The following is a 20,000-nucleotide window of genomic DNA, read 5'->3' as shown; positions in this document are numbered from 1 at the left end:
GGGTCAGACCGCGTCGTCCCATTGGTCGAGGATCGCCTCGGCGAGTTGCGCCTCGTCGGCCGCGCTTCCGCCCATCGGTCCTTCGGCCCGGCCGTGCAGCGGCTGCTCCGCCCAGATGACCTTGCCGCGCGACGTGTAGCGGGTGCCCCAGCGCTCGGCGAACTGCGCGACGAGGAAGAGCCCGCGGCCGCCCTCGTCGGTGGTCGCGGCCCGGCGCAGGTGCGGTGACGTGCTGCTGCCGTCGGACACCTCGCAGGTGAGCGAGCGGTCGCGGAGCAGGCGGACCCTGATGGGCTGCGAGCCGTAGCGGATCGCATTGGTGGCCAGTTCGCTCAGGATCAGCTCGGTCGGATAGGCGTAGTCGTCGAGCCCCCACACGGCCAACTGCCGTGCGCAGGCCGCCCGCAGCGGCGCCACCGCCTCCGGGTGCGGGCGTACGTCCCACGCCGCCACGTGGTCCGGCGCCAGCAGCCTCGTGCGTGCCACCAGCAGGGCGATGTCGTCGCTCTGGCGCTCGGACAGTAGTTCGTCGAGCACCGCGGCGCAGGTCTCTTCCGGGCCGGCACCGCCCCCGCCCGCGGCCAATGCGTCGGCCAGGCGGCGCAGTCCGTCGTCCAGGTCGCGGCCGCGCTGCTCGACCAGCCCGTCGGTGAACAGGACCAGTCGGGAGCCCTCCGGCAGTTGCAGTTCCGCGGTTTCGAAGGGCAGGCTGCCGGCGAGGCCGAGGGGCGGGGAGACCGGCACCTCGGGGAAGTCGACGCGGCCGTCCGGGGACACGACGGCGGGTCCGGGGTGCCCGGCCCGGGCGAGGGTCACGCTGCCCGCGACGGGGTCGTAGACGGCGTACAGGCACGTCGCGCCGGTGATCTGCGAGGCGTCGCCGTCGGACTGCTCCTGGTCGATGCGGGTGACCAACTCGTCGAGGCGGCCCAGGAGTTCGTCGGGCGGCAGATCGAGCGCGGAGAAGTTGTGCGCCGCGGTGCGCAGGCGGCCCATGGTCGCGGCGGCGTGCAGGCCGTGGCCGACGACGTCCCCGACCACCAGCGCGACGCGGACGCCGGACAGCGGGATCACGTCGAACCAGTCGCCGCCGACGCCGGCCTGCGCCGGCAGGTAGCGGTACGCCACGTCCAGGGCGTTCTGTTCCGGCAGCGCGCGCGGCAGCAGGCTGCGCTGGAGCGTCACGGACAACGTGTGCTCGCGCGTGTAGCGCCGGGCGTTGTCGATGGACAGTGCCGCGCGCGCGGCGAGCTCCTCGGCGAAGGTGCGGTCCTCCTCGTCGAACGGCTCGGGGGTGTCGCGGCGCCAGAAGTTCGCCATGCCCAGGACGATGCCGCGTGCCCGCAGCGGCACGGTGACCAGCGAGTGGATGCCGTAGTCGAGAATGTCCTGGCCCCGCTCCGGGTCCAGCGCCCAGTTCCGGCTGTTGGTCAGATCGGTGTGCAGCACCGCGCGGCCTCCCGCGACGGCGGCCGCGACGGGGGCGTCGGGGCCCGCGGTGATGACCGCGCCGACCGGGTAGAGGGGCTGGTCGGTGCGGACGCCGCGGACCGCCGCGCGGCTCATGCGGTTGCCGCCCGGCTCCTCGCCGCGCAGGACCGGTTCCAGCAGTTCCACCGTGGCGAAGTCGGCGAACCGGGGGACGGCCGCCTCGGCCAGTTCCTCGGCGGTACGCGTCACGTCCAGCGTGGTGCCGATGCGCACCCCGGCGTCGTAGAGCAGGTCCAGGCGCTCGCGGGCCACCTCCGCCCGGCCCGCGAGCGACCGCAGTTCGGTGGTGTCGCGCAGTGTGGCGACGCTGCCCGGCGGGCCGCCGTGCGGCGCGGTGGGCCGCTTGTTGACCGCGAGCAGCCGGTGCCCGGTGAGGTGCACCTCGTCGGTGGCGTCCCGTTCCGAGGTCAGGAGGTCCACGAGGCCGGCGTCCAGGCCGAGGTCCGCAACGAGGCGTCCCCCCGCGTCGGCGGGCAGGTCGAGGAGGCGCCGGGCCTCGTCGTTGGCGAGCACCAGGCGGCCGTCCGTGCCGACGATGAGCACGCCCTCGCGTACCGCGTGCAGTACGGCGTCGTGGTGCTCGTACATACGGGTCATCTCGCCGGGGCCCAGGCCGTGCGTCTGGCGTTGCAGGCGGCGGCTGACCAGGGCCGTGCCGATCGAGGTCAGGAGCAGTGCGGCGGCGGCCCCGCCGAGGACGACGGGCATCTGGCGGTCGACGCCGTCCCCGACCTTCCCGGTGGTGATGCCGGCGGCGACGAAGCCGACGGCCCGCCCGTCGGCGCTCAAGACGGGGGCCGCGGAGACGACGGACCGGCCGGCCGACGTCTGGGCGGTGTCGGTGCCGGGCACTCCGCCCAGTTGTTCGAGCAGGTTCGGGCCCTCGACGGCGACCCCGATCCTGGTGGGATCGGTGTGCGCGACGCGGACGCCCGCATTGTCGACCACCACGATGAACGCCACGCCGGACTGGTCCCGGGCCGCGACGATCCGCGACTGGAGTGCGCCGGTGGGGTCCGGGCCCTCCAGCGCTTCGGCGACCCCGGGGCCCTGGGCGAACGAGGCGGCAACGGCCATCGAGCGGTGCCGTGCCTCGCTCGCGCTGTCGCGGCGGGCCTGGACCACCAGGGCCACGGCCGCGGCGACGACCAGCAGAAGCACGACGGCGACCTGGAGCCAGAAGACCTGCCCGGCGACACTGCGCAGGCTCAGCGGGGCCCACAGCCGCCGCCGTACGGCCCTGGGGCGGCCCGGCCGGGACGGCGAGGTCGAGGACCGACGCAGTCGCCGTGACATGTGCCATTTGTACCATTTCACCGGAGCGCCGACCCTAGGGAGCGGGGCTCATTGTGACCCGGCGAACACCACGCCGCCGCCATGCCGCGGCGTATGGTCCGGTGGTCCTCCCGCACCGCGAAGATTGTCGGGCGCAGGCAATGCAGGGGGTGAGGCGGGCCAGAACCCGGCCTCCGAGGGCGGTGCCGGCGACTCGGAGGCGCGACGGCGGAAACGCGGCAACGGTTGGTCCACACGCGCGGCGGGAGGTTCGTCCTTGGCCTCACCGCAAGACCGGCGACCGCCAACTCGCCTTGCCGGCAAGCCGGTCCGCGAGGAACACGCACTCCGGTGCGCCGGACGACGGCCAGGTCGTACCCTGGTACGCCGTGACCCACCCCCAAGAACTCGATACACCGCCCCCCTTCGACCCCGGGGCGGCCCGTGCGGCCCGCGAAGTCATGGCGCTCACCCCCGAAAGGGTGGCGGCGACACTCGCGTCGTACGGCGTCAACGTACTGCCCAAACACGTCCGCGCCTGGGAGAACTCCTCCGTCGCCCCGACCGAGGACGAACTCGTCGCGCTGGCCCGGACGCTCGCGGTCCCCGTCGCCCAACTGATGGGCCCCACCGCGGCCACCCTGCACGCTCTCCGGCTGCGCGCCGGCCTGACGCGCGCGCAGGCGGGCAAGTCGGTCGGCATGTCCGAGGCCACGTGGACGCGCATGGAGCAGACGAACCGCTGGCGCGCCGACGAGCGGCGCACAGAGGCCCTGGTGCGCGTGCTCGGCGGCCTCTCGCACCGCCAACTCGTCGAAGTCTCCGGCGCCGCCGACGAACTGGCCGAACTCCTGGCCCGCGGCGTCTCCGACGGCCGGTGGCAAGCGCACCTTTCGGCCGTCACCGAAGTCCTGGGCGTCCGCCGCCGCCGCGTCGCACAGGCGCTGGAAGGCTTCGGCGCCGAGTTCCCGCCCGCCGGCGCCAAGCCGGACGACGCTCCGGCCCCGCTCCCCGACGGCGCGGTCGACCGCTTCTGGCACCACCTCGGCGACCCGCCCGCGGACCCCTTCGCGCCGGGCCCCTGGCGCCGGCCGCCCGGCCGCCGCTGAGACCCGACCGGCAGCGAGCGCCGACCGACGCCGTGGCCTGCCCTCACAAAGTGCGAGGGCAGGCCACGGCGTCGGCGCATTCACGCGACGTGCCCGTGCCGCGCGCCCCGAAGCCGCGACCGACGCACATTCCGGATTGCGGACACAACTGGTAAACCGGGTCCCGCTTGTCCCCGATCACACGGAGGAACCATGGGCTCGGAGAACTTCGCCATGCCGGAACGCGGTTCGTCGTCGTTCGGCCGCCGCGCTTTCGCGGCGGGTGTCGTCGGCGCCGTCGCCGCGGTCCTGCCGGGCGCTCCGGCGTACGCCCACGACGACCCGCGGCCGCACTCGCGCCTGATCCCGCTCACCGGTGCCGTCAACACCCGTGACCTGGGCGGCTATCGCACCTGGCACGGCCGCACCGTCCGCTGGGGACGCGTCGTCCGCGGCGACGCCCTCGGCAAGCTCACCGCTGAGGACGTCGCCCGGCTGGGCCGCCTGGGCCTGCATACGGTCGTCGACTTCCGCGGACCGAAGGAGATTGCGAAGGACGGTGTCGACCGCCTGCCGCCGCGAACTCTCCTGGTCAACAACCCCGTTCTCGATGCCGCCGGCGACGCCATGACCGACGCCATCACGCGGGCCCTGGCGACCGGCGACCCGGCCGTCCTCGACGAACTCCTCGGCGACGGCAGGGGCGCCGCGCTGATGACCGAGGGGCACCGCAGTTCGGTCACCTCACTCGCCGCCCGCGCGGGCTTCGGCGACACACTGCGCCGCATCGCCGAGCACGGGACGCCGCTGCTCTACCACTGCACCGCCGGCAAGGACCGCACCGGCTGGATGAGCGCGCTGCTGCTGACCGCCCTCGAAGTCCCCGACCGCACGATCGTCGAGGACTACATGCTCTCGAACGAGAACCGCCGGGCCTCGAACGAGGCGACGTACGCCTTCCTGCGCTCGCGCGGCATCGACGTCGAGCTGGTGCGCCCGCTCATGGAGCAGCGGCCCGCGTACATCGAGGCAGCGCTCGCCACGATGCGCGCCGAGTACGGGTCGGTGGACCGCTACGTCCGCCGCGGCCTCGGCCTGTCCGCCGGCACGATCCCACGCCTGCGCGCCCGACTCCTCACCCGTTGAAGCACGCCTGAGCACTCCCCGGGCGCGTCCCGGCAGGTCCGTCCCCGGTGCGAACCAGATCCGAAGCCGGCCGCAGGAACGTTTCCGAAGCCCGCCGCGGGGATGTTCGGGCACGTCCCTCGCCGCCCCGTGGCTTATCCGCAGCACACCCTCCACCCCTTGAGAGCACCGCTCCCCCGGCGGGCCGCACCCGGTGCGGCCCGCCGCTTCCGCACGCCCCCTTGACTCGTTAATGCGCGTGATTTAACTTCACCGTCGTGAACACCCGCGACGAATTGATCCTGGCCGCCGAGCGGTTGTTCGCCGTGCACGGCGTCGACGCCGTGTCCCTGCGCAGAATCAGCGCCACCACGGGGCAGCGGAACGTCGCGGCGGCGCAGTACCACTTCGGCGACAAGCAGGCCCTGATCCAGGCCATCTTCGACTTCCGGCTCGCCCACGTGGACGCGGACAGGCGCGCGCTGCTGGACCGGGTCCGGGCCGAGGGCCGCACGCACGACGTGCGCGCGCTGGTCGAGGTGCTCGTGCTGCCGCTCGCCGCGCAGGCCACCCGTCCCGACAGCCACTACCTGCGGTTCCTCAACCGGATGTGCGACCACCAGGGGCGGGCGGTGGTCCCCCTGTCGGACATCGGCCCGGTCAACAGCGCCGTCGAGGTCGGCCATCTCATCCTCGACGCCCTCGGCCCCGCTCCGGATCCGCGGACCGCGCAGCGCAACAGCCTTGCCGGGCGCCTGATCATCTCAGGGCTCGCCGACCTCGAACACCAGGTCGGCGCGGCGGGACCGTCCCCCGACACCGAGGTGTACGCGGCCGGGCTCGTCGACGCCGTCGTCGCGGTGCTCACCGCCCCGTCCTCGGTGCCCCGCCCGCAGGATGCCTGACCGCCGACACCGGCGCCCCTCTTCTTCGCCTCCACCGTCACCCGGCCGGGGGCGTGCGGCGGTTCCCGCTCCGACTCCCGCTCGTACCAAGTCCGTTGCCGATCCTCGAGGAATGGTGAGCCCATGACGACCCCGCCCGTACCGAACGGCAACCGCCGAGGCCGTACGCTGACCGCCTCGGCCACCGACCGGGTCTACCCCCGGGACCCGCGCCCGCGCGAGGGTGCGCCCGACGTGCTGGTCATCGTGCTCGACGACCTCGGCTTCGCGCAGATCGGCGCGTTCGGATCGGACATCGCGACGCCGAACATGGACCGCCTCGCGGCCGGCGGGCTGCGCTACAACCGGTTCCACGTCACCGCGCTCTGCTCGCCCACGCGCGCCGCCCTGCTGACCGGTCGCAACCACCACGCCGTGGGGATGGGCTTCCTGGTCGACCTGCCGATCGCGTACCAGGGCTACAACTCCCGGGTGCCGAAGTCGGCGGCGACGATGCCGCGCATCCTCAAGGACGCCGGGTACTCCACGCTGGCCGTCGGCAAATGGCATCTGACGCCGCGTTGGGAGCGGTCCGCCGCGGGCCCGTTCGACCGGTGGCCGCTCGGCTACGGCTTCGAGCGCTTCTACGGCTTCCTCCAGGGCGACGCCAACCACTGGGCGCCGGAACTCGTGTGCGACAACCACTACACCGAGCCCCCGGCCGGCCCCGAGGACGGCTATCACCTGAGCGAGGACCTGGTCGACACCGCGCAGCGGATGATCCTCGACCAGAAGCAAGCCGCCCCCGACAAGCCGTACTTCATGTATCTGCCGTTCGGCGCCATGCACTCGCCGCACCATGTCGCGCCCGAGTGGGTCGAGCCGTACCGGGGCAAGTTCGACGGCGGCTGGGAGCGCTGGCGCGAGGAGACCTTCGCCCGCCAGGTAGCGGCCGGCATCGTGCCCGAGGGCACCGAACTGCCCGAGCGGCCCCCGTGGATCCAGGAGTGGGAGGCCCTCGACCCGGACGACCGGCGGATGTTCGCACGCATGCAGGAGGTGTACGCCGGGTTCCTCACCCACACCGACGCCCAGATCGGCCGCCTGCTCGACTTCCTCGAACGCACCGGACGCCTGGACAACACCCTCGTGATGCTCATGTCCGACAACGGCGCCAGCGCCGAGGGCGGGCAGTTGGGCACCGTCAACGAGCACCGCTTCTCGTCCCGCATGGGCGACTCGACCGAGCGCAACATCGCCGACCTGGAGAACTGGGGCGGGCCGGACACGTACCCGCACTACGCCTGGGGATGGGCGTGGGCCGGCAACACCCCGCTCCGGCTGTGGAAGCGCTACACCTGGCTGGGCGGCACCCGGGCGCCGCTGATCGTGCACTGGCCCGACGGCATCGCGGCCCGCGGCGAGATCCGCAGCCAACTGACGCATGCCGTCGACCTGATGCCGACGATCCTGGAAGCCTGCGGCGTCGACATCCCCGAGACCGTGGACGGGGTGACGCAGCAGGAGGTGGACGGCCGTTCCCTCGTCGGCACGTTCGCCGATGCGTCCGCCGAATCCCCGCGCGAGACCCAGTACTTCGAGATGCTCGGCTCGCGTTCGATCATCCACGGGGAGTGGAAGGCCACCACCGACCACGTGTCGCGCGGCGTCCTGGACGAGGAGCGGCTGCTGCTCGGCAGCCGGGACTTCGCCACCGACCGCTGGTCCCTGTTCAACCTCGCCGACGACTTCGCCGAGGCGCGCGACCTGGCCGACGAACACCCCGCACTGGTCGAGAAGTTGGAAGACCTGTGGTTCGACGAGGCGGAGCGCAACCATGTGCTGCCGCTCGACGACACGATGCAGGAACGCCTCGCCGCGCTGATCTTCCCGACGTACGGCCTGCAACCGCGCGGCACGTACCTGCCCGGCGGCGGCCCGGTCCACGAGGAGTCCCTGCCCCCGCTGTTCGGGGGCTTCACGCTCACCGCCGACGTGGAGGTGCCCGCGGACGGGGCGGACGGAGTCCTGTGCGCGTTCGGCGACCTGACGGGCGGCTTCGTCCTGCGGGTGGCGGACGGCCGGCTGAGCTTCACCTGCTCGCGGGCCGGTGAGGTCGACCGGGTCACGGCCGACGCCCCGCTGGCGCCGGGCCGCCGCGTGGTCGGCGTACGCTTCCGCCCCGGCGCCGACGCGCCCGGAACGCTCGCGCTGCTCGACGCGGGCGCCGAGGTCGCCTCTGCCCCGCTCGGCGGGCCCTGGCCCGTCGCGTTCCAGCACGGCGGCGCGGGCCTGTCCGTCGGACACGACCACGGCCTACCGGTGGACCGCGACTACCGGCCCCCGCACCCGTGGACCGGCACGCTCCACACCGTCGAGATCGACACCGCCGCGGTGCCCGAGCCCGATCTGGACACCGCGCTGCGCACCGCCCTGCACAGCGACTGACCGGGCCGGGTGGGGGTGGACCGGGTCCACCCCCACCCGCGGCCGTGTCCCGCTAACCCACCGAGAAGTGCGGGTTCTCCATCACGCCCAGCACGCTGCCCTGCGGGTCCAACACGGTCGCCACGCGGATGCCGCCACCGACCTCGCGTACGGCGGCGTGCGGCTCGGCCCCGCGTTCCAGCAGGAGCGCCAACGCCGCGTCCGCGTCCTCGACGCCCCAGTACGTCACCGGCAGTTCGCCCAGCAACTCGACGGGCTGCAAGGCGAGTTCATAGCCGCCGACGTCGAACCCCACGTAGTACGGCTCGGCGAAATAGGGCTCGAAGCCCAACACCTGGGCGTACCAGGCCGTGGCGGCGGCAAGGTCGGTCGCGGGGTATACGACGGTTCGCAGTCCGAGCAGCATCGAAGATCGTCCGTTCGCCGGGGATCCCACTCTCGCACAGCACGGCTCTCGCACAGCACAGCTCTCACACAGCGCGGCGGTGCCGCCGATCACCGACCAGGTCCGTCCGGCGGTCCCGCCGACCGCTGCCCGGATCGGGTGTACCGCTCAGATCGGCCGGTCGCCGACGATGGTCACGCGCTCCATGACCCGCGGATGGGGGTAGTAGTCGGCGCTGGCGTAGTGCTGCGTGGCGCGGTTGTCCCAGAACGCCACCGTGCCGGGACGCCAGTGCAGCCGGACCTGGTACTCGGGGTGGCGCGCCTGGTCGTACAAGTAGGCGAGCAGGTCCCTGCTCTCCGCGTCCGGCAGCCCGACGATGTGACTGGTGAAGATGCGGTTGACATAGAGGAGCCGGCGGCCGGTCTCCGGGTGCGTGCGGATCACCGGATGTGTGACCGCCGGGTACTTGCGTTGCTGGCGGGCCAGTTCGTCGGCCGACAGTTGGGAGCCGAAGGTCCGCGTGAAGTCGTGGACGGCGGCGAGTGTGTCCAGGCGCTTGCGCGTGTCCGCCGGCAGGCCGTCGTACGCGGCGCCCATGTCCGACCACAGCGTGTCGCCGCCGACGTCGGGTACGCGTACCGCACGCAGGATCGACCCCATCGGCGGCGTGGTCTCGAACGAGGCGTCGGAGTGCCAGACGTTCTCGACGGCCGGCGAGTCCGCGCCGCGGCTGAGCCGGACGACCTCGGGCACGTCGGCCTTGGGCAGGAAGGGGTGCACTTCCGGGGTGCCCCACCAGCGCGCGAGATCGCGGTGTTGACGGGCGGTCAGGTCCTGGTCGCGGAAGAACAGCACCTTCCACTCCAGGAGTGCGCGGTGGAGTTCGGCGTGCAGCTCGGCGGTGAGCGGCGCGCCCAGGTCGACCCCGGAGATCTCGGCGCCGATCACCGGAGTGCAGGGCGTGAGCCCGAACAGCCGGTAGGGGGCGGACTCTTCGAAGTCCCCGGTCGGACTCAGCTCGCGGACCGGCACCGCGGATATGCCGTTGTCGAAGACGGGGCGCGGCAGGGTCTGGGCGTGCGTCATATGGTCCTCCCAAGAGGGGTGGCGCCCGCCGTCGCCGAGCGCAGCGCCGAGGACCGGGCCGGCGCCGTGAGCAGCGCGGTCGCGGTGTCGACGAGGTCGGCGACGAAGAGGTCGAGCGGCATCGTGCCGCCGCCCGGACCCCGGTCGGCGGGCGTGTTGTCGAGGTGCGCCGCTCGGCCCACGGACGTGCGCAGTTCGCGGTCGGCGAGCGCGTGGACGACGAACGAGCAGAAGTGGTGCCAGCGTTGGGCGCGGATCGTGTCCGGCAGGCCGGCCGTGAGTTCCATGGCACGGCGGTACAGGACGAGCAGCCCTTGGGTGTGCGGCCGCTCGCCCAATTGCGCGGGCTGCATGACCACCGCGTCCGGACTCACGGTGTACGTCGCCTGGACGCAGAACCGCAGGTACCAGCTCGGCGCGCCGCCCTCGCGCAGGAGTTCGGCCATCGGGAGGGTGAACGCCTCGGCGACGGCGTACGGGTCGCGCGCCCGCCCCTCGAGGTCGTGGCTCTCGATGAGGCCCGTGCGGCGCGCGTTGATCGGTGCCATCCGATGCTCGAAGATCGCGCCGACCAGGTCCTCCTTCGCGCCGAAGTGGTACCGGACGGCGTTGGTGTTGCGCTGCCCGGCCTCCGCCGCGATCTCCCGCACGGACACCCCGTTGATGCCGCGTTCCGCGAACAGGCGCTCGCCGGCGGCGATCAGGTGCAGCCGGGTGGCCGCGGTGGTCGTGTCCATAAACAGAAATTAACGCATCTGCGTTAACTTATCAAGGGCGTGATTCCCCGGCGGTCCCGGAGACGTTGGCGATCATGCGCTGCAGCACCCGCACGGTCGTCGCGTAGTCGGCGTCGCTGATGCCCTCGTGGATGTGCGCCCGCACCGACGGCCCGATCTCCTTGACGCGCAGCCGCGCCGCCTCGCCCTCCGGCGTGATCCGCACCCGGCCGTCGCCCTCCTCGGCCAGCCATCCGCGCGCGACCAGTGCGGCGGCCTCCGGCCCGAGGTCGTCGGTGGGCAGCAGGTAGGTGCTCATCGCCTCGGCGAGTTCTTCGAGCGACTGCGGCGCCCCGTCCGGCGACAGGTCGTCGGCGGAGAGGTTGCGCAGCAGCCAGAACTGCGGCTGCGTGATCCCGATCTCCGCTTGGCGGCTGCGGATGTACGCGATGACCTCGCGGTGCGCGAGCCCCGCCCAGTAGCCGACCGGCTGCCCGGCAAGCGCCGCGTCGGTGGCGGGTGCGGCAGCGGTGTTCGTGGTGGCAGTCGTCGCCTGCGTGTCGTTCATCGGGATCCCCTCCGGTTCGTGCGGTTCGTCGTGATCTTCACGCTACGCACGGCCCGCACCGGGCGAATCCGTAGAACTACCGGGATGCGCTACGGAAGCAGCGCCTCCCCCAGCACGCGCCAATGAGGCATGGCCGACTCGCCGGGCCGGACGCCGATGACCTGGATGCCGACGTGGTCGGCCCCCGCGTCCACGTGGCCGCGCAGCTTCTTGACGACGGCGTCGGGGTCGCCCCAGAAGACGAGGTCGTCCACGAACCGGTCGCTGCCGCCGTGTGCGAGGTCGTCGTCGGTGTAGCCGAGCCGGCGGAACTTCGCGATGTTGAACTCGGAGGCCAGGTAGCCGCTCAGGTGTTCGCGGGCGACCGCGCGGGCGGTGGCGGCGTCGGTCTCGAACAGCACCGCGTGCTCGACCCCCAGGAACGCGTCCGCCCCCAAGATCTCGCGGGACTGCTCCGTGTGCGCCACGTTCACGTGGTAGGTATGGGCCCCGGCCGAACGGTCGCGCGCCAGCTCCAGCATCTTCGGACCGTACGCCGCAAGGATCCGCCGCATCGGCGCGGCGGGCGCCGGATTGGGCGTCTCCAGCGCGTCCAACTCGTCCAGGTACTCGACCATCGCAGCGTACGGCTTCGTCCCCGGCTTTCCGCCGCTGACCCCGAGCCCGAGGACGTGGCGGTCGGGGTACGCGTCGGCCAGCAGCAGCCCGGCACCGTACGTCCAGCGCGCCTCCCGCGACCAGATCCGCGCGATCCCGTTGACGACGTGCATCCGCTCGGTCGACGCGAGCAGGAACCCGGCGTGCGTCAGCGCCTCACGCCCGTCACGCTCGGGGATCCACACCGCCCGCCAACCCAGCGCCTCCAGTTCCTGTGCCGCGTCGCGGATGCCGGCCGCGGGCAGGTCCTCGAAGTCGAAGGTCCAGATCCCGAAAGCACCCAGGTCCAAGCCGTCCAAATCACGCATAACGCCACTCCTCGTAAAGACGCGACCGCATCGCCGACGCATCGAAGTATCGCAGATTTACGATATGACGAGCAAGCGACCACCTCCGCGCAGGCCGCGCACGAGGCTAGAGCGCCTTCCCCAATTCCGCCACGAGGCCCGCGATCCGCGCCTCGTCGCGCTTGTAATGCGTCCACTTCCCGACCCGCGTGGCACGCACCAGCCCCGCCCGCTGCAACTCTGCCATGTACGCCGACACCGTCGACTGGGCCAGCCCCACCTTCGCCTGGATGTGGCTCACACACACGCCCACGTCGTGCGGATCGGCGATCGCCCCGGTCAGGTCGAAGTTCCGCGTCGGATCCCGCAGCCACATCAGCAGTTGCAGCCGCATCGGATTCGACAACGCCCGCAGTGCCCCGACCAGATCGGAGTCCGTCGCGATCGCACTCTCAGCCATGCCCCCGACGATACCCAACGACATTTCGCAAGTTTTCGATGGGACCAGGTCCACTCGGTCGCCAGCAGGCCGGCCACTGTCACCGCACTCCGGTGGCACGGATCCGTCTGCCAACCGGGATTTCTTCCACCCGCCGAGTGCGTCCACTCACCTCCACGGGCACGCGGCGCCGGTGCGACGGTGCCGGTGCGGGCGCTCGCGGTACGCTCCGGCGGAGGCGTCGGTTCCGGACGCCCGTTCCACGCGACCGACCGGGGAGGCACCATGACGGACCGTCGGCGGCGGGGGTCCGGCTCCGGACCGCGCGCCCCCCGGCGCGGGCCCGGCGAGTTGGAGGCCGCGGTCCTCGGGCTGCTCTGGGCCTCGGACGCGCCCGCCACGGCCACGTGGGTGCAGCAGCGCATCGGCGACGACCTGGCGTACAGCACCGTGGTGACGATCATGTCGCGGCTCTACGACAAGGGGCTGCTGACCCGCAGCCGGCACGGGCGCTCGTACGCCTACCAGCCCGTCTCCGACGAAGCCGGCCTCGCCGCCCGCCGGATGCGGCAGGTGCTGGACCGCGAGGACGACCGGGCCGCGGTGCTGGCGAGCTTCGTCTCGGACCTGTCCGACGAGGACGAGAGAACGCTGCGCGACCTCCTGCGCCGCGAGGCGCGGGATCCGGAAGACGGCCGCGGGGGCTGACCGGTGCGTCTGGCGGTCTACCTGCCCCTGATCCTGCCGCTGACGGCGCTGCCGGTGGCGCGGCTGGCGAGCGACCACTTGCATCCGCGTACCGCGACCCGCCTGCTCACGGCCGTCGCCGTGGTGCTCGCCGCGTGCAGCACGTTGTGCCTGGCCCTGCTCATGGTCGTGGGCACCGCCCAGGTCCCGGGCAATCCGCTGCCGGACGGCTGGGCCGATCCGGAGGTGCGCGACGAGGTCCCGCTCGTCCGGGTGTCCGGCTCGATCGCGATCGCGGGCCTGCTGGTGGTCCTCGTCGCGGCCGCGGTGGTGCTGCGCCGCGCGGCCCGGGTCCGGCGCGACGCCCTGAAGGCGATCGACGGGCTGCCGGACGACGGCGGCGTGGCGGTGCTGCCCGACGCGGAGCCGTACGCCTTCGCCCTCCCCGGGCGCCGTCCCCGCGTCGTGGTCTCCACCGGCATGCTCGCGTGCCTGGACTCCCGGGAACGCCGCGCCCTCATAGCCCACGAGCGCGCCCACCTGGCCCGCCGGCACGACCGCGTGCTGCTCCTCGTCCGGCTCGCCGCGGCCAGCCAGCCGCTGCTGCGCCCGTTGCGCACCGCGATCTCCTACACCGTCGAACGCTGGGCCGACGAGGAGGCCGCCGAGGCGGTCGGCGACCGGCGTACGACGGCCCACGCGGTCGGCAAGGCCGCACTCGCGACGCGCCGCCCCGCGCGCCCGGGCCTGCCCGCCTTCGCCGCGCCCGCGTCCGGATCCACCCCCGGCCAGGTCCCGCGCCGGGTCGCGGCGCTACTCGGCCCGACTCCGGACACCGCCTGGCCGGCACCGCGTTCGCGCACCGGACTGGCCGCGATCGTGGCGGCGGCCGGCACCACGGTGTCGGTGGTGTCCGCGCTCAACGCGACGGTCGCCCTGTTCGTGATCCTCAAGGCCGCCACCGCGCTGTGAGACGCTGATTTATACTTCTACAATTCTGTAGATTGAAGGCACCCGGGCGGCCGCAGCCCGGGCGCACGACGCCGCCGATCGGGAGAAGCACATGGCCCTCTGGGACAAGTTCAAGCAGAACGCGCAGACCATGCAGACCCAGCTCATCGCGAAGAAGAACGACCTCAAGAGCGGGGCGTTCCGCGACGCGAGCATGGCGATGTGCGCGCTCGTGGCCGCCGCGGACGGCTCGATCGACCAGGCCGAGACCGCGAAGGTCGCGCAGCTCATCGCGAACAACGAGGTGCTGCGCAACTTCGACAAGGACGACCTGCAGCGGCGCTTCCACGCGCACGCGAACCAGCTCCAGTCGGACTTCCAGCTGGGCAAGGTCCAGGTCATGCAGGAGATCGCCAAGGCGAAGAAGAAGCCCGACGAGGCGCGCGCGGTCATCCAGATCGGCATCGTGATCGGCGGCGCGGACGGCGACTTCGACCCGCAGGAGCGGGCCGTGGTACGCGAGGCCTGCTTCGCGCTGGGCATCGCGCCCACCGAGTTCGACCTCTGATCGCTCCGCGGACCGGACCGGGAAGGTGCCGGTCCGGTCCGCCGGTCCTCGCGCTCGGCACCGACGCCCGCGACGGGCCGTTCCCGCGCGCGGCGTTGCGCAAGGCGAACGACGACCCCGTCCTGGGCGCCGAGTTCATCGCCGCCTACGCGGCCGAGGGCCGTACCGCCTGACCGATGGACGCGGAGGCGGTCGCCCGTCTGACGCGGCGTCGGCCGCGCCGCGAGCCGGTGTACTTCCACGAGGCGGTACGGGCGGAGTGCGGTACTCGGAAGAGGACATCGCGTACCACCACGCACGCGACGCCCTCTTCCACCGGCTGCTGCCCCTGACCGCCCAGCCCCCGATCCACCGCGCTCTGGGCCCGGTCCCTGAGCCTGGGCGCGCGACGGTCAGGCCCGGTCAGGCTCCCGTCAGGTCCCGGAGCGGCCCAGACGGTCCATCAGGATCCCGGCGCCGCTGGTCAGTTCCAGCCCGCCGAACTTTCCCCGCTTCGCGTAGACGTACGTGATGGACTCCTGGAGCGGGATCATCAGGAAGTCTCGGCTGGTCACCTGGGCGAGGCGGGTGTAGGCGGCCTTGAGGTCCTCCGGCGTGGTCGCGGTACGGCTCGCCTCCAGCGCCGCGTCCGCATCGGGCGACGAGTAGTTGAGCCAGTTCGCGGGCGATTTGCTGTGCAGGGCGTTCCACAGCACAGGCTCCGCCGGGGTCGCGAGGTTGTAGTACGCCGCCTGGTAGTCCTTGCCCACGAGCACCTTCGCCATCATCGCGTTGATGTCGACGTAGTCGATCTTAACGTTGATGTTCGGGACCAGGTTCCACTGCTGTTGCAGGTATTCGCCGGTCTTACTGCTGTTGGTGCTCTGCGGCATCATCAGCGTCACGTTCAACGGCTTGCCCTCGTCGGCGAGTTGCTTGGCCAGCGCGGCCGCTTTCGCGGTGTCCTGGCGCGGAGTCGGGACCGCGTTCTGGTCGATCTGCGTCGAGGTGACCGCGAACAGGCTCTTGGGCGTGACGACCTTGCCGTCGTACATGATCTTGTTGAAGCCGTCCGGGTCGATCGCGAGGGTCAGGGCCTCGCGCGCCCGCGGGTCGTCGAGCGGTGCCTTGGCCATGTTGAAGAGGACGCCGCCGGGCCCGTTCAGGGCCAGTTCGGTGACGTCCATGCCGGCGTCCTTGGCGAGGTTCGCGTTGCGGCTGTCCAGGGTGATCGCCATGTCGGAGCCGCCGGTGTCGACGCTGTTGAAGGACTGCGTCTGGTCGGTGACGGTCTTGAACACCAGCTCGTCGAGGTAGGGCTTCCCGGCCTGCCAGTAGCCGGGGTTGCGGCCGTACGTCTGCTGGACCCCTTGCTGCCACGACTTGAGCAGGAACGGCCCCGCCCCGACCGGCTGGCGGGAGAAGCCCTTCGGGTCCTTCTGGTACGCGGTCGGGGAGACGACGTACGCGAGGTTCGCCGCCACGATCTGGTCGAACCGCGCGTTGGGCTGGGCGAGCGAGATGCGCAGCGTGCGCGCGTCCGCGACCTCCGTCGTCACGCCGCGCAGCGAACTGGCGTAGAGGGAGCGGTTGGCCGGGTCGGCCATGCGGTCCCAGGTGAACTTGACCGCGGCGGCGTCGAATACCGTGCCGTCGGAGAACTTCACGCCGTCCCGGACGACGAGTTGCCATGTGCGCCCGCCGTCGGGCGTGGTGAGCGCCTCGGCGATCTGCGGCTTGATCTCGCCGGTCTTGCCGTCCGCGTACACGAGCACGTCGTAGAGGGCGTTGAGCCGCGAGTAGTCTGTGACGCTCGACATCGCCCCGGTGAAGGGGTCGAGGCCGCGCGATTCGGTCACGATGTTGATCGTCAGCGAACCCCCCGCACGTGGGCTCGCGGAGGTCAGTCCGTCGCCCGGTGCGGCGTCGGAGTCGTCGTCCGAGGAACCTCCGCAGGCGGCAAGCGCCAGAGCCGCGGCGGCCAGGACGAGGGCGAGTCTCTTTGTGGTCCGAAGGTGCACTGCACACTCCTCAATGACCGCTCAGTTTGAGAAAACCTCATGTATACAATAGGAAGTGGCCAAACTTGTCCACAGAACCGGAGTGTTGGGTTTCGGTGTTCCGTGCGGAGCACACATCCAGGAGGTCGTGATCGTTACTCGTCCGGGCATGCCGCGAACCGGGCGCGGCTCGGTGGGGCCCGACGGCCTCGCCCGCCCCACCAGCGCGCACCAGGTCGCCGAATACATCCGGCAGCTCATCTTCGACAACCACCTGCGCACCGGCGACCGCGTGCCGCAGGACGAGATCGCCGCCGAACTGCGGGTCAGCCGCGTGCCGGTGCGCGAGGCGGTGATCGCCCTTGACCGCGAGGGCTGGGTCACCAGCGAGCCGCACCGCGGCGCGTTCGTCAACGGGCTGGACGAGAACTCCACGCGCGACCATTACGGGATGCTCGGCCTGCTGTACGGGTACGCCGCCCGCCGTGCCACCGAACGCGGCACCGACGAGGAGATCGCGTCCCTGGAGGCGGGCCACCGAGCCCTCCAGGCGAGCACCGACGCCGACGAGTTCTTCGACCTGAACAACGCCTTCCTGCGGACCGTCCTCACGATGGCCAGGTCGCGCCGGATGACCGCGATGGCCCGGGTGTTCGCCACGAACCTCGTGCCGGGGAACTTCTTCGCCGAGGTCCCCGGCGTCATGGCGATCCAGAAGCGCGGCCTGCGTGCGGTGATGAAGGCGGTCAAGGGACGGGACGGGGAGAAGGCGCAGCAGGAACTCGCCGACGTGATCGGCAGGCAGGCCGACAACGTGGTGCAACTACTCAAGAGCCGGGGGCTGCTGGCCCCCTGAGCAACCGCCTTCCCCTGGCAGGTCCTTCCGAGGACCCGCCTGCCGCGTGCCCTTGGCGAGCCCTGACACCCGTCACCCGCCGACGGGCCGTGTTCCGATGACCCCCGCCTCCTCAAGTTCCGCCAGTTCGGCCGCCGTCAGGCCCAGCAGGTCGCCGAACACGTCGCCGTTGTGCTCCCCCAGCTTCGGCGCCGGTCTCCGGTGGCGCGGGGCGTCCCCGTTCGCCCAGCGGGCCGGGAACAACGGGAGCGCCAGCCGGCCGGCCACGTCGTGGTCGACCGGCTGGAAGAACTCGCGTGCCACCAACTGCGGGTTGTCGTGGGAGCGTTCGGCCGGGACGACCTCGGCCGCGGGTACGCCGGCCCGCAGCAGCGCGTCCACGGTTCCGGCCCGGTCCCGGTCCGCCAGCACGGTGCCCAGCCACCCGTCGAGGCGGTCGTGCGCCTGGTGCCGGGCACGCGCGTACGCGAGTTCTTCCGGCGCCGCCCACTCCGGGTGCCCCAGCAGGCCCACCAGCTGGCGCCACTGTTCGTCGTCCTCGACGGAGAGCGCGAGGTAGCCTCCGTCGCCCCCGCAGCGGTACGCACCCTGCGGTGCGGCGGACGCCGAGCGGTTGCCGCGGCGTTCGGCGAGCACCCCGCGCGCGCTCCAGTCCACGACCTGTTCCGCCGTGACGCTCAACGCCGCGTCCACCAAAGGCGCTTCGATGCGCAGCCCGACACCGGTCGCGCGGCGCAGCCGGATCGCGGCGAGCACCGCGAACGCGGCGTGCAGGCCGCCGAGAGGATCGCAGACTCCGCGCGGGACCATCGGGCGGCCGTCCGGGTGACCGGTGATGTAGGCGAGGCCGGCCGCCTGCTCCATGTTCTGGGCGAAGCCCGGCTGGTCGCGCCACGGTCCGCTGAGCCCCCACGCGGGCATGCGCGCCACGATCAGGTCGGGGCGTTCACCGGGGTCCGGGAGGAGTCCGAAGCGCTCGACCACCCGTGGCGAGTAGTTCTCGATGAAGATGTCGCATCGTTCGAGCAGTCGGCGGGCGAGGGAGACGCCGGCCGGCCTGGTCAGGTCGAGGGTGATGCCGCGCTTGCCGGTGTTGACGCTGTGGAAGAGCGGGGCGCGCTCCCAGGGGCGGTCGCCGGAGGTGGCGTACGCCGAACTCAGGCGCGTGCCGTCCGGGCGCTGCGTGGACTCGAGTTTGACGACGTCGGCGCCGAGCCAGGCCAGGATCTGGGTCACGCACGGCCCGGCCCAGTACGACGTGAAGTCGAAGACCCGCAGTCCGCCCAGCGGAAGCGGCGCGGCCGACCCGCCCGGGTCGCCCCCTCCCAGGTCGCTCCCGCCCGTGTCACCACTGCCCGCAGTCGACTCGTCGGAGCCGAGCTCCGCCCGGAACTCCTCGGTGTTCGACCCGCGTTCGGGTGCCTCGCGGGGCGGCCGCGGCGGCAGGCCCGCGATGCGGTAGGGCACCACGGGCCGCAGGAACCCCAACCCGGGGTGCCGTACGAAGCTCCCCCTGGCCTTCATGTGGTCGAACTCCGGGGTGTCGCGCCCGTTGCCGACCGGCGCGACGGGGATCTTGCGGCGCATGGCCTCCGCGGCGATCTCCGCGGTCGTCCGGGTCCGCGCCCATGCGTCGATCTCGGGCCCGAGTTCGGCGGCGTGCAGGCCGCGCCGGTCGGCTCGGGAGTACTCCGGGTGGTCCGCCCACTCCGGCCGGCCGACCATCTCCGCGAACGCTCGGAACTGCGGGGCCGAGTTGGTGGCGAAGCCGACCCAGCCGTCCGAGGTCCGGATCACCGACGGGAGTTCGGTGTACAGGCGCGGCGGACCGGGCGGAACCGGCTCCGGGGCCAGTTGGTCGGCGACCGCCATGAAGCTGTTGAAGACCAGGGTCGCGACCTCCAGCATCGACACGTCCACGTGGTCGCCGCGTCCCGAGTCGGCGGCGGCCAGCAGCACGCCGAGCGCGCCGACCGCGGCCACGACCCCCGAGGCCCAGTCGGTCGTGTCGCCGCCGACCGCGAGCGGGCCGCTCTCGGAATCGCCCCGCCGCCCCGAGGAGCCGCCCCACGCCTGGAGCGTGAAGTCGTTGCCGGGCAGCCCCGCCCACGGTCCGGTCGTTCCGAACGGACTGATCGACACCACCACGCAACGCGGATGCTGCGCACGGATCTTGGCGAGGTCCGTGCCGCCCGGCAGGGTGCCGTCGGGGCGCACCGCGCCGACCGCGACGTCCGCCCAGCCAAGGAGCCGCGCGATCAACTCCGGGTCGTCGACGGCCGCGACGGAGCGCTTGCCCTCGTCGAGGTAGTGCCACAGCGGAGTGCGCTCCCGGACCATCGCCGTCGCGTCGGTCTCGACCTGGACCACGTCGGCACCGGCGTCGCTCAGCAGTTTGCCGCAGTATGCGGCGGCGATTCCCCCGGCGAACTCGACGGCGCGTACACCGGCCAACGGCAGTGTCGCCTCGACCGCGCCCGCTCCCACGTCCCCTCCTGCGCCGCCCT

Annotated in this window: 17 protein-coding genes; 8 read left to right on the top strand and 9 right to left on the bottom strand. The window is 72.2% G+C overall.

Annotated features, from left to right (window positions below):
• Positions 1–3 precede the first annotated feature (3 nt).
• Positions 4–2,787: a SpoIIE family protein phosphatase gene (locus tag ACWD12_RS20805; RefSeq protein WP_450100748.1), complete on the bottom strand. Its 2,784-nt coding sequence runs from the start codon at positions 2,785–2,787 to the stop codon at positions 4–6.
• A 368-nt stretch (positions 2,788–3,155) separates the two neighbouring features.
• Here ACWD12_RS20805 and ACWD12_RS20800 point away from each other — a divergent pair, with 368 nt between their 5' ends.
• From ACWD12_RS20800 to ACWD12_RS20785, 4 genes are all read left to right on the top strand, one after another.
• Entirely contained in the window at positions 3,156–3,875 is a 720-nt protein-coding gene (locus ACWD12_RS20800; RefSeq protein ID WP_450100747.1) for a helix-turn-helix domain-containing protein, read from the top strand.
• 192 nt (positions 3,876–4,067) lie between these two features.
• Entirely contained in the window at positions 4,068–5,000 is a 933-nt protein-coding gene (locus ACWD12_RS20795; RefSeq protein ID WP_450100746.1) for a tyrosine-protein phosphatase, read from the top strand.
• A gap of 257 nt (positions 5,001–5,257) precedes the next feature.
• On the top strand, positions 5,258–5,884 hold the full coding sequence (locus ACWD12_RS20790; protein ID WP_450100745.1) for a TetR/AcrR family transcriptional regulator: 627 nt from the start codon (positions 5,258–5,260) through the stop codon (positions 5,882–5,884).
• A 123-nt stretch (positions 5,885–6,007) separates the two neighbouring features.
• Positions 6,008–8,311 carry an arylsulfatase gene (locus ACWD12_RS20785; protein WP_450100744.1) on the top strand — a complete coding sequence of 768 codons (2,304 nt, stop codon included), beginning with the start codon at positions 6,008–6,010 and terminating at the stop codon, positions 8,309–8,311.
• 52 nt (positions 8,312–8,363) lie between these two features.
• Here the strand turns inward: ACWD12_RS20785 and ACWD12_RS20780 are convergent, their stop codons facing one another.
• The 6 genes from ACWD12_RS20780 to ACWD12_RS20755 all read right to left on the bottom strand — a co-directional run bounded on the left by ACWD12_RS20780 (position 8,364) and on the right by ACWD12_RS20755 (position 12,473).
• Positions 8,364–8,717 (bottom strand): VOC family protein, encoded by a 354-nt coding sequence (locus tag ACWD12_RS20780; RefSeq protein WP_450100743.1) that lies wholly within the window; start codon positions 8,715–8,717, stop codon positions 8,364–8,366.
• A gap of 147 nt (positions 8,718–8,864) precedes the next feature.
• Positions 8,865–9,785, bottom strand: coding sequence for a TauD/TfdA dioxygenase family protein (locus ACWD12_RS20775; RefSeq protein WP_450100742.1), 921 nt, complete (start codon positions 9,783–9,785; stop codon positions 8,865–8,867).
• A complete protein-coding gene (locus tag ACWD12_RS20770) occupies positions 9,782–10,522 on the bottom strand; it encodes a TetR/AcrR family transcriptional regulator (RefSeq protein WP_450100741.1) in 741 nt (246 codons plus the stop codon). The genes ACWD12_RS20775 and ACWD12_RS20770 overlap by 4 nt, the downstream gene beginning before the upstream one ends.
• Positions 10,523–10,553: 31 nt before the next feature.
• Complete coding sequence (locus tag ACWD12_RS20765; protein WP_450100740.1) at positions 10,554–11,069, bottom strand: MarR family winged helix-turn-helix transcriptional regulator; 516 nt, start codon at positions 11,067–11,069, stop codon at positions 10,554–10,556.
• An 89-nt stretch (positions 11,070–11,158) separates the two neighbouring features.
• Positions 11,159–12,034 (bottom strand): TIGR03620 family F420-dependent LLM class oxidoreductase, encoded by an 876-nt coding sequence (locus tag ACWD12_RS20760; protein WP_450100739.1) that lies wholly within the window; start codon positions 12,032–12,034, stop codon positions 11,159–11,161.
• 106 nt (positions 12,035–12,140) lie between these two features.
• Positions 12,141–12,473, bottom strand: a complete 333-nt coding sequence (locus ACWD12_RS20755; protein ID WP_450100738.1) for an ArsR/SmtB family transcription factor — start codon at positions 12,471–12,473, stop codon at positions 12,141–12,143.
• Positions 12,474–12,737: 264 nt separating this feature from the next.
• Here ACWD12_RS20755 and ACWD12_RS20750 point away from each other — a divergent pair, with 264 nt between their 5' ends.
• From ACWD12_RS20750 to ACWD12_RS20740, 3 genes are all read left to right on the top strand, one after another.
• Complete coding sequence (locus tag ACWD12_RS20750; RefSeq protein WP_450100737.1) at positions 12,738–13,160, top strand: BlaI/MecI/CopY family transcriptional regulator; 423 nt, start codon at positions 12,738–12,740, stop codon at positions 13,158–13,160.
• 3 nt (positions 13,161–13,163) lie between these two features.
• Positions 13,164–14,111, top strand: a complete 948-nt coding sequence (locus ACWD12_RS20745; RefSeq protein ID WP_450100736.1) for a M56 family metallopeptidase — start codon at positions 13,164–13,166, stop codon at positions 14,109–14,111.
• Positions 14,112–14,202: 91 nt separating this feature from the next.
• Complete coding sequence (locus ACWD12_RS20740; RefSeq protein WP_358358060.1) at positions 14,203–14,658, top strand: tellurite resistance TerB family protein; 456 nt, start codon at positions 14,203–14,205, stop codon at positions 14,656–14,658.
• 413 nt (positions 14,659–15,071) lie between these two features.
• Here the strand turns inward: ACWD12_RS20740 and ACWD12_RS20735 are convergent, their stop codons facing one another.
• Positions 15,072–16,658: an ABC transporter substrate-binding protein gene (locus tag ACWD12_RS20735; RefSeq protein WP_450100735.1), complete on the bottom strand. Its 1,587-nt coding sequence runs from the start codon at positions 16,656–16,658 to the stop codon at positions 15,072–15,074.
• A 148-nt stretch (positions 16,659–16,806) separates the two neighbouring features.
• On the opposite strand from ACWD12_RS20735, the gene ACWD12_RS20730 reads away from it, so the two are divergent.
• A complete protein-coding gene (locus ACWD12_RS20730) occupies positions 16,807–17,493 on the top strand; it encodes a GntR family transcriptional regulator (RefSeq protein ID WP_358358055.1) in 687 nt (228 codons plus the stop codon).
• Positions 17,494–17,565: 72 nt separating this feature from the next.
• Here ACWD12_RS20730 and ACWD12_RS20725 read toward each other — a convergent pair whose 3' ends face one another.
• Positions 17,566–19,980 carry a CaiB/BaiF CoA transferase family protein gene (locus ACWD12_RS20725; RefSeq protein WP_450100734.1) on the bottom strand — a complete coding sequence of 805 codons (2,415 nt, stop codon included), beginning with the start codon at positions 19,978–19,980 and terminating at the stop codon, positions 17,566–17,568.
• Positions 19,981–20,000: the final 20 nt, after the last annotated feature.

It is taken from the genome of Streptodolium elevatio (genome assembly GCF_053592165.1).
Note: the sequence above shows the minus strand (reverse complement) of the source record. Positions and strands in the feature narration are given on the sequence as shown.

Coding starts and splice junctions, on each gene's coding strand:
- ACWD12_RS20805 (WP_450100748.1), bottom strand. CDS start 2,787: ATGTCACGGCGACTGCGTCGGTCCTCGACCTCGCCGTCCCGGCCGGGC.
- ACWD12_RS20795 (WP_450100746.1), top strand. CDS start 4,068: ATGGGCTCGGAGAACTTCGCCATGCCGGAACGCGGTTCGTCGTCGTTC.
- ACWD12_RS20785 (WP_450100744.1), top strand. CDS start 6,008: ATGACGACCCCGCCCGTACCGAACGGCAACCGCCGAGGCCGTACGCTG.
- ACWD12_RS20780 (WP_450100743.1), bottom strand. CDS start 8,717: ATGCTGCTCGGACTGCGAACCGTCGTATACCCCGCGACCGACCTTGCC.
- ACWD12_RS20775 (WP_450100742.1), bottom strand. CDS start 9,785: ATGACGCACGCCCAGACCCTGCCGCGCCCCGTCTTCGACAACGGCATA.
- ACWD12_RS20770 (WP_450100741.1), bottom strand. CDS start 10,522: ATGGACACGACCACCGCGGCCACCCGGCTGCACCTGATCGCCGCCGGC.
- ACWD12_RS20765 (WP_450100740.1), bottom strand. CDS start 11,069: ATGAACGACACGCAGGCGACGACTGCCACCACGAACACCGCTGCCGCA.
- ACWD12_RS20760 (WP_450100739.1), bottom strand. CDS start 12,034: ATGCGTGATTTGGACGGCTTGGACCTGGGTGCTTTCGGGATCTGGACC.
- ACWD12_RS20755 (WP_450100738.1), bottom strand. CDS start 12,473: ATGGCTGAGAGTGCGATCGCGACGGACTCCGATCTGGTCGGGGCACTG.
- ACWD12_RS20750 (WP_450100737.1), top strand. CDS start 12,738: ATGACGGACCGTCGGCGGCGGGGGTCCGGCTCCGGACCGCGCGCCCCC.
- ACWD12_RS20740 (WP_358358060.1), top strand. CDS start 14,203: ATGGCCCTCTGGGACAAGTTCAAGCAGAACGCGCAGACCATGCAGACC.
- ACWD12_RS20730 (WP_358358055.1), top strand. CDS start 16,807: ATGCCGCGAACCGGGCGCGGCTCGGTGGGGCCCGACGGCCTCGCCCGC.